General features: G+C 37.4%; 11 protein-coding genes and 1 pseudogene. All 12 read left to right on the top strand.

Annotated elements, in window-relative coordinates; genetic code table 11:
* Positions 1-53 precede the first annotated feature (53 nt).
* Positions 54-719: pseudogene (locus tag AC3E7H_RS06415) on the top strand (CPBP family intramembrane glutamic endopeptidase).
* Between the two features lie 137 nt (positions 720-856).
* The gene (gene rexB / locus AC3E7H_RS06410) at positions 857-4,108 is read left to right on the top strand and encodes an ATP-dependent nuclease subunit B (protein WP_490676276.1); all 3,252 of its coding nucleotides are present in this window, start codon (positions 857-859) and stop codon (positions 4,106-4,108) included.
* Positions 4,105-7,749 carry a helicase-exonuclease AddAB subunit AddA gene (addA, locus tag AC3E7H_RS06405; RefSeq protein ID WP_490676269.1) on the top strand — a complete coding sequence of 1,215 codons (3,645 nt, stop codon included), beginning with the start codon at positions 4,105-4,107 and terminating at the stop codon, positions 7,747-7,749. The genes rexB and addA overlap by 4 nt, the downstream gene beginning before the upstream one ends.
* 16 nt (positions 7,750-7,765) lie before the next feature.
* A complete protein-coding gene (locus AC3E7H_RS06400) occupies positions 7,766-8,950 on the top strand; it encodes a hypothetical protein (RefSeq protein ID WP_049509708.1) in 1,185 nt (394 codons plus the stop codon).
* Positions 8,951-9,059: 109 nt separating this feature from the next.
* On the top strand, positions 9,060-9,557 hold the full coding sequence (locus AC3E7H_RS06395) for a YkgJ family cysteine cluster protein (protein ID WP_049509707.1): 498 nt from the start codon (positions 9,060-9,062) through the stop codon (positions 9,555-9,557).
* A 224-nt stretch (positions 9,558-9,781) separates the two neighbouring features.
* Positions 9,782-10,825, top strand: coding sequence for a glycosyltransferase (locus tag AC3E7H_RS06390; protein WP_490676268.1), 1,044 nt, complete (start codon positions 9,782-9,784; stop codon positions 10,823-10,825).
* Positions 10,822-11,733 (top strand): phosphodiester glycosidase family protein, encoded by a 912-nt coding sequence (locus tag AC3E7H_RS06385; protein ID WP_045763878.1) that lies wholly within the window; start codon positions 10,822-10,824, stop codon positions 11,731-11,733. The genes AC3E7H_RS06390 and AC3E7H_RS06385 overlap by 4 nt, the downstream gene beginning before the upstream one ends.
* On the top strand, positions 11,714-12,160 hold the full coding sequence (locus AC3E7H_RS06380; protein WP_490676275.1) for a hypothetical protein: 447 nt from the start codon (positions 11,714-11,716) through the stop codon (positions 12,158-12,160). Before AC3E7H_RS06385 ends, AC3E7H_RS06380 begins: the two co-directional genes overlap by 20 nt.
* A gap of 214 nt (positions 12,161-12,374) precedes the next feature.
* On the top strand, positions 12,375-14,387 hold the full coding sequence (locus AC3E7H_RS06375; RefSeq protein WP_490676267.1) for a glucosaminidase domain-containing protein: 2,013 nt from the start codon (positions 12,375-12,377) through the stop codon (positions 14,385-14,387).
* Between the two features lie 76 nt (positions 14,388-14,463).
* Positions 14,464-14,796, top strand: a complete 333-nt coding sequence (gene imm40 / locus AC3E7H_RS06370; protein WP_158001795.1) for an Imm40 family immunity protein — start codon at positions 14,464-14,466, stop codon at positions 14,794-14,796.
* A gap of 168 nt (positions 14,797-14,964) precedes the next feature.
* Positions 14,965-15,816, top strand: coding sequence for a ribosome biogenesis GTPase YlqF (gene ylqF / locus AC3E7H_RS06365; protein WP_490676266.1), 852 nt, complete (start codon positions 14,965-14,967; stop codon positions 15,814-15,816).
* Positions 15,803-16,585 carry a ribonuclease HII gene (gene rnhB / locus AC3E7H_RS06360; protein WP_000201094.1) on the top strand — a complete coding sequence of 261 codons (783 nt, stop codon included), beginning with the start codon at positions 15,803-15,805 and terminating at the stop codon, positions 16,583-16,585. The genes ylqF and rnhB overlap by 14 nt, the downstream gene beginning before the upstream one ends.
* Positions 16,586-16,592 lie beyond the last annotated feature (7 nt).

Raw genomic sequence — 16,592 nt, 5'->3', positions numbered from 1 at the left:
CTATACTAAACTTGCGATATACTGATAATGGATAAAAAAGCAGAGGACTTATCATGAAAAAAAGAGCAGTACAGATTTTACTAGCCTTGTTAGTAATTATTTATAGGAAGACTTGGTTTTGGTGGATTTTTAATCACTTTACAGCTAGATTTGTAGCTGCTAGTCGAGAATTTTTTCAAATTCTTGCTTTTTTAGAGTTTATCGTTATTCTTCTAGCTATGCTATATTTACTAGTATTCGAAGGTAGAAAAATGCTTGAGTTGAAGTAGAAATGGAGATATCTAGTTTATTTGCTTCTTGCTTATGGAGTCAGTTATCTTTCAGATATTGTGTTTTCTTTTTTAACCCCAGCAACGTCCAATCAAATCGCTTTAAATGAATTGACTGAGATGACAGGGCGACAAGAGTTACCTTATCTTTTACTTATTGTTTGTCTACTAGGACCAATTACAGAAGAATTGGTTTACCGTGGAGTTCTGATGAATACATTTTTGAAAGATTCACCTTGGTATGGAGATGTTTTACTATCAGCCTGCGTCTTTGGCTATGTGCATGTCAGTTCAGGTTTAACACCACTCGCCTTTTTCACCTATGCAAGTGGAGGAACGATTTTAGCATTGCTCTACCGAAAAACTCACTCTCTCTATTATCCCATTTTACTCCATATCATGATTAACATTACAGCATTTTGGGATTTATGGATGCTTGTATTTTCATGAAGATAGTGCTTATCGATCAATGCCGGAAATTTCTGGCATTTTACTTTTTATCAGTAGTTTAAGAACTCTCTATTTATAGGATTAGCAGTCAAAAAATGGTATAATGAAAGGTAATGAAAAAATCAAACGAGGCAGAGATGAAACTACTTTATACCGATATTCGGACTTCTTTGACAGAAATCCTGACCAAGGAGGCTCAAGGACTGGTTGCCCAAGGCAAACGAGTCTTTTACATAGCTCCTAACTCTCTTTCTTTTGAAAAGGAACGTGCCGTCCTGGAGTGCTTGAGTCAGCAGGCTTCTTTTGCGATCACAGTCACGCGCTTCGCTCAGATGGCTCGTTATCTGGTTTTAAACGATATACCCGCGAAGTCAAGTCTCGATGATATCGGTCTTGGTATGGCTTTCTATAAATGTCTGTCTGAGATAGACCCTAAGGATTTACGTGTTTACGGGGCTATTAAGCAAGATCCGCAATTCATCCAACAATTGATTGAGATTTACCATGAAATGACAACTGCTAAGATGAGTTTTTTGGATTTAGAAAGTCTATCTGACGCTGATAAACGTTCTGATTTGCTCATGATTTTTGAAAAGGTAACAGCTTATCTGAATCAAGGTCAAGTTTCGCAAGGGAGTCAATTATCATATCTGATCAATGCTATCGAAGAAAACAAGGTAAGTAGTGATTTTAGTAAGATTGCCCTAGTCATTGATGGTTTTACCCGATTTTCTGCAGAAGAAGAACACCTAGTGGATCTACTTTATCGTAAGGGTGTTGAGATTGTTATTGGTGTATATGCGTCTAAGAAATCTTATACTAGCCCATTTAGTGAAGGGAACCTCTACCAAGCCAGTGTTGAGTTTCTACGCCATTTAGCTTTTAAATATCAGACTAAGGCAGAAAATACTTGTCAAGAACATGAGAAACTTGATGCCTTTGCCAAAGCCTCAAGACTACTCGAAAGTGCTTATGATTATTCTGAAATTAGCTTAGAAGTGGATGATAAGGATAGAGAAGATTTGCAAATTTGGTCTTGTCTAACCCAAAAAGAAGAGCTGGAGTTAGTTGCTCGTAGTATTCGCCAGAAATTGCACCAAGAGCCAGAACTAAGCTATAAAAATTTTCGAATCCTATTAGGTGACGTAGAGTCTTATAAACTGTCTCTGCAGACAATTTTTAATCAATATCAAATTCCTTTTTATCTAGGTAAGAGTGAGTCTATGGCTCACCACCCTTTGACTCAATATGCAGAATCCATCGGGCGTTTGAAACGATACAATTTCCGTCAAGAAGATTTGATTAATCTCCTACGAACCGGCTTATATACCGACCTTAGTCAAGAGGAAATCGATAGCTTTGAGCAATATCTTCGTTATCTAGGAATTGATGGTCTCTCTAGTTTTAAACAAGAATTTACCAAAAATCATCATGGGAAATTTGATTTAGAGAAGTTAAACAAGCTTCGTTTTCGTGTTCTAAATCCATTAGAAACTTTATTATCTAGTCGTAAGCAAAAAGCTGAGAATCTTCTTTCAAAATGGAACAACTTTTTGAAAGATGCTCATTTGACCAAGCAGTTACAAACCTTATCTGCAACGATGGAAGTAGCAGAGCAAGAAAGACAAGAGGAAGTCTGGAAAGCATTTTGCCACGTAATGGAGCAATTTGCAACTGTATTTGAAGGTTCTAAGGTCAATTTGGATGATTTCTTAGCTCTTCTTCATTCAGGCATGAGCTTGTCCAATTATCGTACAATTCCAGCAACGGTAGATACTGTCCTGGTGCAGAGTTATGATTTGATTGCACCCTTGACAGCTGATTACATCTATGCAATTGGTTTAACTCAAGATCACTTGCCTAAAATTGCTCAAAACACCAGTTTGTTGAGCGATGAAGAAAGAGAAGTGCTGAACCGAGCAACTCAAGAAGGTTCTCAATTACTGATTGCAAGTCAAGAAAACCTCAAGAAGAATCGCTATACTATGCTTTCGTTGGTCAACTCTGCTAGGAAACAATTAGTCTTATCGGCGCCAAGTTTACTCAATGAAAATGAGAGTAAAGAGTCGGTATATCTGAAAGAATTACAGGACTTTGGTTTTAGCAAGATTGAAAAGAGAATTGACCGAAAAAATCTAACAAAGGATGATATTGGTTCTTATCACAGCCTTTTGTCTAGTCTTGTTGCCTATCATCAGCAAGGTGAGAGTGAGACAAGTGACCAAGACTTAACTTTTGTAAAAGTTCTGGCTCGTGTGATGGGTAAAAAGTTGGAAGACCAAGGTTTAGAAAATCCAGTTTTACCAACAAGTCCAAAGAGCAAGATTTTAGATTCTGAAACTTTGAAAGTCTTGTATCCTGAAGATCAAGATTTCTATCTATCTACTTCTGGATTAACAGAATTTTACCGTAATGAATACAGTTACTATCTCCGTTATGTCTTAGGTTTGCAGGAAGAATTGCGTTTGCGTCCTGATGCACGAAGTCACGGTAATTTCTTGCATCGTATTTTTGAACGAGCAATGAAACTTTCGCCTAATGAATCCTTTGATCGTCGTTTAGAACAAGCAATCTCTGAAACTAGTCAAGAACGTGAGTTTCAAGCCATTTATCAGGAAAGTTTGGATGCTCAATTCACCAAGGAAGTCCTATTGGATGTCGCACATGCTACAGGACACATTCTTCGACATAATGCGGATGTTGAAACGATTCAGGAAGAAGCAGTCTTTGGTAGCAAGGAACAAGCTTTTGTTCAGTTAGAAAACGGCAGAAATGTCTATGTCCGTGGTAAAGTCGACCGTATCGACCGTCTAAAATCAGATGGAGCTATTGGTGTTGTAGATTATAAGTCTTCTTTGACTCAGTTTAAGTTTCCTCTCTTTTATAACGGTCTTAACTCGCAATTACCAACCTATCTAGCTGCACTTAAAAAAGAAGGGAATAGAGACTTCTTTGGTGCCATGTATTTAGAGATGACTGAACCGATTCAAACTCTACAAGCCAATAAAACTCTTTCAAAGGCTGTAGCAGAAGCGAATAAGAGCATGAAGTATCAAGGACTCTTTCTTGAGAAAGAGATAAAAAACCTTGGAGAGTTTTACAATAAAAACAAGACTTATCAGTTGTCTGATGAGGAATTCCAGTTATTGTTGGACTATAATGCCCTTCTCTACAAAAAAGCGGCAGAGAAGATTTTATCTGGTGAATTTGCGATCAACCCTTATACAGAAAACGGTAGAAGCATTGCACCCTATGTTCAACAATATCAAGCTATTACAGGTTTTGAAGCCAATTACCATCTAGGTCAGGCGAGATTTTTAGAGAAAGTTGCCAAGAGCAATGCCAAGGAAGCTTGGTTTAATAAAATCAGAGAGGAGTTGGAGCGATGAAATTTTTAACCCAAGAAGAGATTGCAGCCTTGCAAGTAGCAGAAGCTCAGTCTAACAAGAAACCAAAGAAAACAGCTGAACAAATTCAAGCTATTTATAGCTCTGGTCAAAATATTTTGGTTTCAGCTTCAGCTGGTTCGGGAAAAACTTTTGTCATGGCTGAACGAATTCTTGACCAACTAGCACGTGGTGTTGAGATTCGCCAACTCTTTATCTCAACCTTTACGGTAAAGGCAGCAACCGAGTTAAAAGAACGCTTGGAAAAGAAAATTAGCCAACAAATCCAAGAAACGCAAGATGTGGAACTAAAAAAACACCTCGGCAGACAATTAGCTGATTTACCCAATGCCGCGATTGGGACCATGGACTCTTTTACCCAGAAATTCCTGACCAAGCACGGCTATCTTCTTGACCTGTCTCCAAATTTTCGCATTCTTCAGAATGAAAGTGAGCAACTCCTCTTAAAAAATGAGGTTTTTCGACAAGTTTTTGAACAGCACTACCAAGGCCAGGATAAAGATAATTTTAGTCGCTTGGTCAAAAACTTTGCAGGTAGAAGCAAAGACGCGCGTGGACTACGTAAACAGGTCTATATGATTTATGATTTTTTGCAATCTACTAGCAATCCTCAGGCTTGGCTAGAGGAATCTTTCCTAAAAGGTTTTGAAAAGGCTGATTTTACAGTTGCTAAAGAAAACCTTGTAGACGATATAAAGGAGAAACTCTGTGATTTAGAAAGCTTTTTCCGTTACCATTTGGATAATGATGCCAAGGAATTTGGTAAAGCAGCTTATTTAGAATCTGTTCAACAAGTTCTTGATGAAATCGGAGCTTTAACCAACGAATCAACTTTTAATCAATACCAAGAAGTTTTAGAACGAGTTGTTAGTATCTCTAAGGATAAGGGAGGTCGTGCTCTTACAAATGCTAGTCGTAAGGCCGAACTGCAAGACTTGAAAGAAACCTACAACCAAGAGAGAAAAGCAAAATTTGAGAAGCTGATTGCACTCAATGATCAAATCACTTTACTAAAATTCCAAGAAGATTATCATCAAGAGTCCTGGGACTTGGCAAAGACATTCCAAGTGTTCATGAGAGATTTTGTTGATGCCTATCGACAACGAAAACGCGAAGAGAATGCCTTCGAATTTGCGGATATTAGCCACTATACCATTGAGATTTTAGAAAACTTCCCACAGGTGCGTCAAGAGTATCAGGAACGCTTCCACGAAGTCATGGTCGATGAATATCAGGATACCAACCACATCCAGGAGAGAATGCTGGAACTCCTCTCAAACGGTCATAATCGTTTTATGGTAGGAGATATTAAGCAGTCCATTTATCGTTTCAGACAAGCAGACCCACAGATTTTCAATGAAAAATTTCATAGCTTTGCTCAAGATGGCAAAGAAGGTCAGTTAATTCTGCTTAAGGAAAATTTCCGTAGTAGTTCAGAGGTTCTAGATGCTACGAATGATGTCTTTAAACATCTCATGGACGAGGAAGTAGGAGAGATATCTTATGACGGTATGCATCAACTTGTTTTTGGAAATACTGATATTCAAGTAAATCCTGAAAACAAGGCAGAAGTTCTCTTATATGATAAGGATGATAGCGATTCTGATGATGAGGAAGAACTTGCAACCAACAAATTAACTGGTGAAATGCGCATGGTGCTTAAGGAGATAATTTACCTTCATAATGATAAGGGTGTACCTTTCAAGGACATGGCTCTCTTAACTGCCAGCAGAAGTCGCAATGACCAGGTCCTACTTGCCTTGTCTGAGTATGGTATTCCAGTCAAGACAGACGGCGCCCAATCAAACTATTTGCAATCCCTAGAAGTGCAGGTTATGTTGGATACTCTTCGTGTCATTCACAACCCTCTTCAAGATTTCGCTTTGGTTGCTCTAATGAAATCTCCGATGTTTAGCTTTGATGAGGATGAATTGGCTCGTCTCGCTCTTCAGAAATCTGAGGATAAGGTTCAAGAAAACTTTTATGAGAAACTAGTCAATGCTCAGGAGAAAATTGGTCTTCAAAAGGATTTAATAAGATCTGAACTCCATAAAAAGCTTAATCTTTTCTTGGAAACTGTTAATTCTTGGCGTTTGTTCTCAAAAACTCATTCGCTTTATGACCTTATTTGGAAAATCTATAGCGAACGTTTCTACTATGATTATGTTGGTGCTTTACCAAATGGTCAGGCTAGACAGGCCAACCTCTATGCCCTAGCACTACGAGCTGACCAGTTTGAAAAGAGTAATTTTAAAGGCTTATCACGTTTCATAACTATGATTGATCAAGTCTTGGAAGCCAAGCACGACCTTGCCAGTGTCACTGTAGCTCCACCTAAGGATGCTGTAGAACTTATGAGTATTCATAAGAGTAAGGGGCTTGAATTTCCTTATGTCTTTATCCTCAATATTGATCAAAAATTTAATAAGAAGGATACTATGTCTGAGGTTATCCTCAGTCGCACAAATGGAATTGGGTTAAATTATGTAGCTAGAGTCGCTACAAATGCAAAAGAGGAATATGTTCCATCTACCATTAAATTATCTATTCCTAGCTTGACATATACTCAAAATAAGGAAGAACTCCAATTAGCAAGTTATTCTGAACTCATGCGTTTACTTTATGTAGCCATGACACGTGCTGAGAAGAAACTCTATTTAGTTGGAAAAGGATCTCGTGAAAAGTTAGAATCTAAAGAATATCCAACAAATGGGCAAGGTCTTTTGACTCGAGAAACGAGACTAGACGCTACTAATTTCCAAGATTGGATTTGGGCCATTTATCAAGCATTTTCTAAGGAGGATTTGCATTTCACTGTGCGCTTTGAAGGTGAAGAAGGCCTAACCAAAGAAGCTATCGGAGAATTGGAAAATAAAAGTCAGCTCCAAGACCAATCCCAAGCAGATAATCGCCAGTCAGAAACCATCAAAGATGCGTTGGAAATGCTAAAAGAAGTGGAAGTGTATAACCAAATCCACCGTGCAGCAATCAATCTTCCAAGTGTACAAACCCCTAGTCAGCTTAAAAAATTCTATGAACCAGTCATGGATATGGAAGGTGTAGTAGTAGCTGGTCAAAGTCAACTAAAAGAAAGCACTGTTCAATTCAACCTTTCTGATTTCTCTAAAACTAAGAAAGTTACTGGTGCTGAGATTGGTAGTGCTACCCATGAACTCATGCAGAGAATTAATCTAGCTAAGAAACCCACTTTAGAGACTTTAACAGAGGCCTTAGAGCAAGTTCAAGTAAGTTCAGCTGTCAAATCCAAAATCAATCTAGGAAAAATTTTATCCTTCTTTGATTCAGCTCTCGGTCAAGAGATTCTTGCAAATCAAGATAAACTCTATCGAGAACAACCTTTCTCAATGTTAAAAAGAGACGAGAAGAGCCAAGAAAACTTTGTTGTCCGTGGAATCTTAGATGGATATCTCCTCTACGATGATAAGATTGCTCTCTTTGACTACAAGACAGACCGTTATGAGCATGTTAGTCAACTTGTTGAACGCTATCGAGGACAATTAGACCTCTATGCAGAGGCTCTATCTCGTTCTTATCAAATAGAAACAGTTGAAAAATATTTGATTCTACTTGGTAAAGACCAAGTAGAAGTCGTTAAAATATAGAAAGAAAGGAGGCATCATGTCCATTCCTGTTAGAAAAAACTTATATGATGCAGTTTTAGAGGCCTCTAAAGCCGATACTTGGGAACAAGCTACCAAACAATGGAGTGAAGTTTCCTTGATTTTTAATGGAATCGGTCGAAGCAATTGTGTCTGCGGTAATGCTATTAAGTATGCTTATGAACTTTTTAACGGAGTTACTGGCAAACGACTTTTTCCCATTGGGAGTGACTGTGTGCGTCATTTCCAAAGAATTAGCCTAGATCAACAGCTAGAAGAGGAAGAAAAACTTCTCAGAAAGCTTGAAAATCTAACCAGAAAGGCCCAGAAAAAAGAAGCCATTCGAGTTAATAAAACAGATTTTGATGAGCGACTAATCAACTGGCTATGGGAAAAGGGAGCTTTTAAGTCAAATCGAGGTAATCAATTTTCACCAGAAAAGGATTATCAACTCTTTTTGGAAGTTTTTCAAGGTGGAAGTTGGAGTAGGGCAGAGCCTTTGAAGAAAGCTCGTATGGAGGAAGTCCTTGAAAAATTTATCAAACCCTTTCTACTTGGAAAATCTGACGATCAGCTCTATCTTGTTAAACTAGGAAAAGAAAAAATTGACTATGAGCAGGAACTTCGCATCAAGGCTGAAAAGGAACGAAAGAAGCGAGACGAGATTGCTAAACAATATGCGGATAACCTGGTTCTAGCAATGGGACCAGCTGAACGTGCCTATCAGGATTACTTTGGATTGAGCGAAACACTGACACTAGAAGAGCGCCAGTGGGAAAAGATTCTCTTCGGTAAAAATCGGACAGAACGTTCTATAAAATCAAAACAGTACCAAAGAGAACTCGAAAAGGATCAACGCATTGCTAGTCAAGATCCTCTTGAAAGAAAACAAAAGCAAGTCTGGTTGCTTAACTCTTATTTTAAGGATATACCCGAAGAAAAAGCTCGCTTTTCCCGACTTCTAATCATGTATCGAAAAACTGGAGAAATCCCATTTTCAACTGACTATCTCTCTAACACTTTGTTTGACTTTTTCTACAAAATGAAGGCTTTTGAATTTGAAATAGCACCTGATCAGGTACGTGATTTTCTAAAGGAATGTTTAGATGCGGAAAATCTATCGTCCGCACAAAAATCTTGGATAGAAGGCATTTTAACCAACTGCATCAAACCTTTTTTAGAAAGAATGATAGTTTCGTCCTGAATGGATAGACTCATTATTGTTAAAATTAGTCTTAAAAGTATTTTACATAATTTATTTTATGTATAAACTAAAAATGTTTGTGTCAACATTAAAAAAATAGAAAGAAACTATGTCAAAAGAAATCGATATCGAATATTATCACCAACTAGCCTTGCAAAAACAAAAAGAGCATCGGAAGTTTTTAGGAAATCTGAAAAAGAAAGCACCTAAAAATTTGGATAAAATTGCCCTTGAAATCCATCAAGAAGTTTTTACTGAAATTGATTGTACAGCCTGCGCTAACTGCTGTAAGAGTCTTGGTCCAGACTTCAAAGAAGCAGATATCACACGTATCGCAAAATACTTTAAAATGAAATTGCCAGCCTTTGAAGCTGAGTTTTTGCAAGTAGATGAAGACGGTGATAAAGTCTTTAAGTCAATGCCTTGTCCCTTCTTAGGAGGCGATAATCTCTGTTCCATCTACGATGTCCGTCCAAAAGCCTGTCGTGAATTTCCACATACTGACCGTAAGAAGATTTACCAAATCAATAATCTTACTATTAAAAATACTCTAACCTGCCCCGCAGCTTATCTCTTTGTTGAAAGATTAAGAGAGAAAATAGACTAAGTACTCTCATTGTATGATAAGATTCATCCTCAAATACAGTTACTATTTGGGGATTTTTGTATATTTATTTTTATCTGAAAATTCAAACTAAATTTCTTATTAATTGATAAGTCTTTTCTTTAAGCTTAAAGTTTTTTAAACCTTATCTTAAAGAAAACTGATATAAGGTATTTTTAAGCGATATTCTGTATAGTTATTCCATTATCAAAGAAAGAGGTATCGATATGAACTATATAGTCATTCCAGCTTATCAACCTGATAATAAACTTATCACACTCATCGAAAAAATTCACGAAAAGAGTGATTTTCATATCTTAGTCATAGACGACGGCAGTTCATCAGAGTGCCAAAAAATCTTTGATAAAGCAAAACAATTTGCTACTGTCATTCGTCACCAGGTGAACCAAGGTAAAGGGCAGGCTCTAAAAACAGCCTTTACTTATATCCAAGAACAAAACATTTATGGTACGGTTGTCACAGCAGATGCGGATGGACAGCACAAGGTATGGGATATTTTCCGCACGGCTAATAAAGCTTCCGAAAATCCAAACAAGCTAATCTTGGGTGTACGTGCCTTTTCTGGAAAAGTTCCCCTTCGTAGCCGTTTTGGTAACAGCTTAACCAAAGCTCTCTTTAAGCTTCAAACGGGAGTAGGAGTAACAGACACACAAACTGGACTTCGTGCATTTACGACAAACTTGATACCGTTTATGCTTAAGATTGAAGGTCAACGTTATGAATATGAAATGAATATGTTGCTCGAAGCAACAAAAGAATACGAGATTCTAGAAGTGCCGATTGAAACCGTCTATATTAATGACAATGAGGCATCACACTTCCGCCCAATCCAAGACGGGCTCATGATCTATAAAAATATCTTTAAATTTGCCTTATCATCTCTTAGTAGCTTTGTTGTAGACTATGTCGTTTACGCCCTAGCAGTCTTGATTTTGCCGACAGTTCCGACGAGTCTACGAATCTTTCTAGCAAACGGAGTAGCTCGTGTGACTAGCTCTATTTTCAACTATTCTACAAATAAGAAACTAGTCTTTAAAAATGACGATAGCCTTGTGAAAACAGGGATGGGATACTTTGGTCTAGCAGTCGGACTCTTTATCTTAGACACGCTACTGATTCGTCTCTTCTTTACAGTCTTTGGTATCAACCTTCTGATTGCTAAAGTTATCGTCGGCATCCTTCTCTTTGCTGTTTCTTGGACAGTTCAGAAGAAATTCATCTTTAAAGAAAGGACCTCAACTGTATTATGAAATTTTTAAAGAAACGCTATGCTTACGCCTCAGTTCTCGGTCTACTATTGACAGGATCCTTTAGTTACTCAATGCTAAAGACCTTTGTCCTCGCTGAAACTATCTCGACAGTTGCTACAACTAGCACAAGTTCCAATGCTGCAGCAGCAAGTCAAGCTGCTAAAACAGCTACTGTCACTGACTCTAGTTATAAAGATGACAATATTACTGTCAATTTGTCTGAAACGACGGTCAATAATACCCAAGTCTACGTTGCTGATATTACTCTGAGCTCATCAGATTATCTGAAAACTGCCTTTGCTCAAAATGCCTACGGAACTAACGTAACTGCAAAAACCTCTGTTACGGCAGCTGACAACAATGCCATTTTAGCGGTAAATGGGGACTACTATGGAGCAAACTCTACAGGCTATGTTATCCGTAATGGAGTTGTTTATCGTGATACTGTTCGTGAAGATTCTAGTAATGGGGACTTAGCTATTTATAAAGACGGCTCTTTCAAGGTTATTTACGAAGATCAGATCTCAGCTGAGCAACTAGTAAACGACGGTGTCGTCAATCTCTTGGCTTTTGGACCAGACTTGGTCGAAAATGGTGAGATTGCAGTTGATACCAATACAGAAGTAGGACAGGCCATGGCTTCAAATCCTCGTACAGCTATTGGTATTATCGATGAAAACCACTATATCATCGTGGTTTCAGATGGACGTACCTCTGAAAGTGAAGGACTCTCTCTTTATCAGCTTGCTGAGGTCATGAAATCTTATGGAGCAAAAACAGCCTATAACCTTGATGGTGGTGGATCATCTACACTTTACTTCAACGGTCAGGTTATCAATAAACCAACGACTGGTGGAAACAAAATTTCAGAAAGGGCGGTGAGTGACATTGTCTACATTGGTTACTAATTTGGGAAAAAAACGATTTAAAAAAACGATCATTTCTTATACAATAATTACTATTTTCTTCTTTGCATTTTCTAGAATTTACGAAGCTTTTAGTTTTGGAGAAACTTCTGTTCATATGCACTATTTATTTGCAGTACCTCTTATTGGAGGAATTCTACTAGCAATCTTTCTCAAGGTTCTCCCACATTTCTCCCGTATTAGTCTAAATCTATGGAATTCGGCAGTAGCGATTATTACAGCGGGTACACTTTTCCGTGGGATTGTCAATCTTTCTGGACGCTCAACAACCTTGGATGCACCCTACTGGTATGTTGGGATTGGGTTTGGAATACTAGCAATCGTCACTATTTTCATCAATCCAAACCTTTGGAAGAATTCTGCTAAAGCAACTAAAACAAATCGCAAAGAAGTCTATAGTCAGGTATAATTTTATAAAAAAGTAGTCGTTCAGATGGTGTTCGACTACTTTTTATTGACTTTTATTTCTAAAATATTTTAAAAATATTACAAGTTCTTTTCTTCTGAAAGTTACTGCTTTTATATTTGACAGAATATTGTATAATATAGTGGATAATTACTGTTTTTTACACAATATATAGAAACATCAAATACAAAATCTAGGTATTTGTAAGGAGAAAAGAATGAAAAAAATATTGCTGGCAAGTACAGTTGCCCTCTCTATGGCAGGTTTTGCAAAAACGACCGTCTATGCCGAGGATTCTCAAGCTACCAATAATGTTCAGTCATCAGAAAAGATTGCTACCAATACAGTAAGCAATGAGAAGAAAAATCAAAGCGAAGCTGAAAAAGCAACTTCTCAAACTCCAGAGACCAAAGAACAATCTTCAAAAGAAACAGTAGTAGAAGTAGTTAACAAAGAAGGTTGGCAAAAAGAAAATAACCAATGGCGTTATTATGAGGATAATCAGCCCGTTTCAAATTGGAAAAAAATAGCAGGTGTTTGGTACTATTTTAATCAAGATGGCATCATGCTTAGTAATACTATTTTTAATGATTACCTATTGAATAATAGCGGTGCCTTGGCAGAATCTTCTTGGGTAAAAATTGACAACCAATGGTATTATGCCACTGAGGACGGGAAAGTTACTCGTAATAATTGGAAAAAGATAGCGGGTGTTTGGTATCGATTCGATGAAAATGGTATCATGATCAGCAATGCTGTTTACGATGATTATCTATTCAAAGCAAGTGGTGTCTTAGCTGAAAATAGCTGGGTAAAAATTGGTGATAAATGGTACTACGGTAATCAAGAAGGTAAAATCAATCGTGACAAGTGGGCAAAAATTGATGGCCTATGGTATCGATTTGATGAATCTGGTGCCATGCTAAGTGCTACTATTTATAAAGACTATCTTCTCAAGACTAGTGGAGCTATGGCAGAAAATGCCTGGGCAAAACTCGAAGATAAGTGGTATTATGCTACCGCATCAGGAAAAATTATTCGCGACAAGTGGGAGAAAATCAGCGATTCATGGTACTATTTTAATAAAGACGGTGTCATGTTAAGTAGCCAATGGAAAGAGAAATACTATCTAAAAGATAGTGGAGCCATGGCCAAAAGTGAATGGATTTTCGATGAAAAATACAAGAGCTGGTTCTATCTCAAATCAGACGGCACCTATGCCGAAAATCAACGGGTAGGTTCTTACTATCTCAAACCTTTTGGTTATATGGCCAAAAATGAATGGATTTTCGATAAGGACTATAATGCTTGGTATTATCTAAAAGAAGACGGAGCTTATGTAACTGGTAACTTTACCATTAACGGGAAAGACTATACTTTCCAAAGCAATGGAAAATGGATTTCTGATACAGCAGCTTACTATAAAGTAAAACCAATTACAGCAAATGTATATAGCGCTTCTGGTGAGAAACTCAGCTATATTTCACAAGGAAGTATTGTAGCGATTGATGATGCAGAAGCCAAAGACGGTCGACTTCCAGTCAAAATTTCAGGTCTTTCAGGATATATGAACAAGAGTGATCTAGTAGCGGTCAACTCTGATAGTGACTTTATTCCTCACTATGCCACTGATGGTAACTATCTCTACCACGAATTGTCACCATACGCAAGTATCCGTGTAGCACCTCACAGTTCATCAATGGCGATTGGCAAAAAATACTATTCAGCTGATGGTATTAACTTTGAAAACTTTACAGTTGAAAATCCTTTCTTATTTAGAGATTTAAGAAAACCAAGCAATTACACAGCTGAAGAATTAGATAAAGTCTATTCTCTTATGAATATCAAGGGAAGTCGTCTGGCAGGTAAGGGGGCAATCTTTAAAGAAGCTGAAGAACGCTATCAGATCAACGCTCTCTATCTAATCGCCCATAGCGCCCTTGAAAGTTCATGGGGACGTAGCCAAATTGCTAAGGATAAAAATAACTTCTTTGGTATCGCTGCTTATGATACAACACCATATGATTCAGCTAAAAGCTTTGATGATGTTGATAAGGGTATCTTAGGTGCAGCCAAGTGGATTCGCGAAAATTACATCGATAATGGCAGAACATACCTTGGAAATAAAGCGTCAGGGATGAATGTTCTTTATGCATCAGATCCATACTGGGGAGAAAAAATTGCAAGCATCATGATGTCAATTAACAGCAAGCTAGGTGAAAAAGATTAAAAATCATTAAAATCGATAACAACTGCAAAGTGGTTATCGATTTTACTTATCAAGAGAAACTTGAGAAATGAACTTTATGAAGCAGAATTTTGAACATATACATACAAGAGGGATAAATTTAAATCACATAGGGATCAACGCATACGCTTATGATTATTCAGTAATCCCAGACTTACTTGATAATCTCAAAGCCAATAATCAAATTATACTAGGTGGGGATGTTTTTTGCTACAAGAATGGCCAATTGAAACATACTTATGATCATTGGTATTACGAGAAACAAGATCCAACCATTGATAGCAGTAAATCCATTATTCAAACAGAAAAATATATCAGCAACTATGTTAAAGATCATGGTGAACACTATTATTTTTCAATCGTTTTAGACAACGAGAAATTTTATTTGTGACTGATTTACTTAGAAAACATTTTACAATCGGCATTGAGTCAAGCGTCAAATACGAGAAATCATGTTATAATAAAAGATAGTGATTTATTTTAGAAAAAGGATTTGTATTTAATTTTTGAAACTGTAAAAATAGATACAAATCCAATAAGAGAAAGGAATTATACTCTCATGGCAACTATTCAATGGTTTCCTGGACACATGTCCAAGGCGCGTCGTCAGGTTCAGGAAAATTTAAAATTCGTTGATTTTGTAACAGTTTTAGTCGATGCACGTTTGCCCTTGTCTAGTCAAAATCCGATGCTGACTAAAATCATCGGAGATAAAAAAAGACTATTGATTTTGAACAAGGCAGACCTAGCAGACCCAGCATTAACAAAAGAATGGCGTCAGCATTTTGAATCACAAGGCATTCAAACACTGGCAATCAATTCTAAAGAGCAAATTACGGTAAAAGTCGTAACGGACGCTGCTAAGAAACTCATGGCAGATAAGATAGCTCGTCAAAAGGAACGTGGGATTCAAATCGAGACCTTACGTACCATGATAATCGGTATTCCAAACGCTGGTAAATCAACACTGATGAACCGTTTGGCTGGTAAGAAAATTGCTGTAGTTGGTAATAAACCTGGTGTTACTAAGGGTCAACAATGGCTTAAAACCAATAAGGATTTGGAAATTTTGGATACTCCAGGGATTCTCTGGCCAAAATTTGAAGATGAAACTGTCGCCCTTAAACTCGCATTAACTGGAGCTATCAAAGATCAGTTGCTTCCAATGGATGAAGTGACGATTTTCGGTCTTAATTACTTTAAAACCCATTATCCCGATAAGCTTCAAGAACGTTTTAAACAAATGAATCTGGACGATGAAGCTCCTGAAATTATCATGGACATGACTCGTATCCTTGGTTTCCGTGATGATTATGATCGCTTTTACAATCTTTTCGTCAAAGAAGTTCGTGATGGAAAACTAGGTAACTATACATTAGATACATTGGAAGACCTCAATGGCAACGATTAAAGAAATAAAAGAAGAATTAGCAAAGATAACTGAACTTGAAAGTCCCTTGTTTAAGGAATTTGAAAAAGATTCTCGTTCAGGTGTACAAAAGGAAATTGAAAAGCGTAAGAAAGCCATTCAAGCTAAAATTGATGAAAATCTCCGCTTAGAAGCCATGCTTAGCTATGAAAAAGAGTTTTATGCTCAAGGTATTAGCTTAATTGCAGGTGTAGATGAAGTTGGACGTGGGCCTTTAGCTGGGCCTGTTGTTGCTGCAGCAGTCATTCTGCCAAATAATTGTAAGATAAAAGGCTTGAATGACAGTAAGAAGATTCCTAAGAGAAAACATGAGGAGATTTTTCAAGCCGTTAAAGATAAGGCTCTTGCAATCAGTATTGGCATTATGGACAATCATGTCATTGATCAAGTCAATATCTATGAAGCGACTAAACTAGCCATGAAAGAAGCTATCTCTCAGCTTGAACCTCAACCAGAACATCTTTTGATTGATGCTATGAAATTGGATTTGCCGATTTCTCAAACATCCATCATCAAAGGAGATGCGAACTCGCTTTCTATTGCCGCAGCATCGATCGTTGCTAAGGTTACCAGAGATAAGATCATGGAAAACTATGATCAGGAATTTCCAGGTTATGATTTTTCTCAAAATGCTGGTTATGGAACGGCTAAACATTTAGAAGGTTTAGAAAAGCACGGTGTTACACCCATTCATCGCACAAGCTTTGAACCGATTAAAACGATCGTTTCAGAAGCTGAAAAAGATAATTAAAGGAGAA

The organism is Streptococcus sp. SCPM-O-B-15304 (M98), assembly GCF_058200215.1.
Note: the sequence above shows the minus strand (reverse complement) of the source record. Positions and strands in the feature narration are given on the sequence as shown.

Excerpts from the sequence above, each read along its gene's own strand:
- AC3E7H_RS06400 (WP_049509708.1), top strand. The coding sequence starts at position 7,766 with ATGTCCATTCCTGTTAGAAAAAACTTATATGATGCAGTTTTAGAGGCC.
- AC3E7H_RS06390 (WP_490676268.1), top strand. The coding sequence starts at position 9,782 with ATGAACTATATAGTCATTCCAGCTTATCAACCTGATAATAAACTTATC.
- AC3E7H_RS06385 (WP_045763878.1), top strand. The coding sequence starts at position 10,822 with ATGAAATTTTTAAAGAAACGCTATGCTTACGCCTCAGTTCTCGGTCTA.
- AC3E7H_RS06395 (WP_049509707.1), top strand. The coding sequence starts at position 9,060 with ATGTCAAAAGAAATCGATATCGAATATTATCACCAACTAGCCTTGCAA.
- rnhB (WP_000201094.1), top strand. The coding sequence starts at position 15,803 with ATGGCAACGATTAAAGAAATAAAAGAAGAATTAGCAAAGATAACTGAA.
- rexB (WP_490676276.1), top strand. The coding sequence starts at position 857 with ATGAAACTACTTTATACCGATATTCGGACTTCTTTGACAGAAATCCTG.
- imm40 (WP_158001795.1), top strand. The coding sequence starts at position 14,464 with ATGAAGCAGAATTTTGAACATATACATACAAGAGGGATAAATTTAAAT.
- ylqF (WP_490676266.1), top strand. The coding sequence starts at position 14,965 with ATGGCAACTATTCAATGGTTTCCTGGACACATGTCCAAGGCGCGTCGT.
- AC3E7H_RS06375 (WP_490676267.1), top strand. The coding sequence starts at position 12,375 with ATGAAAAAAATATTGCTGGCAAGTACAGTTGCCCTCTCTATGGCAGGT.
- addA (WP_490676269.1), top strand. The coding sequence starts at position 4,105 with ATGAAATTTTTAACCCAAGAAGAGATTGCAGCCTTGCAAGTAGCAGAA.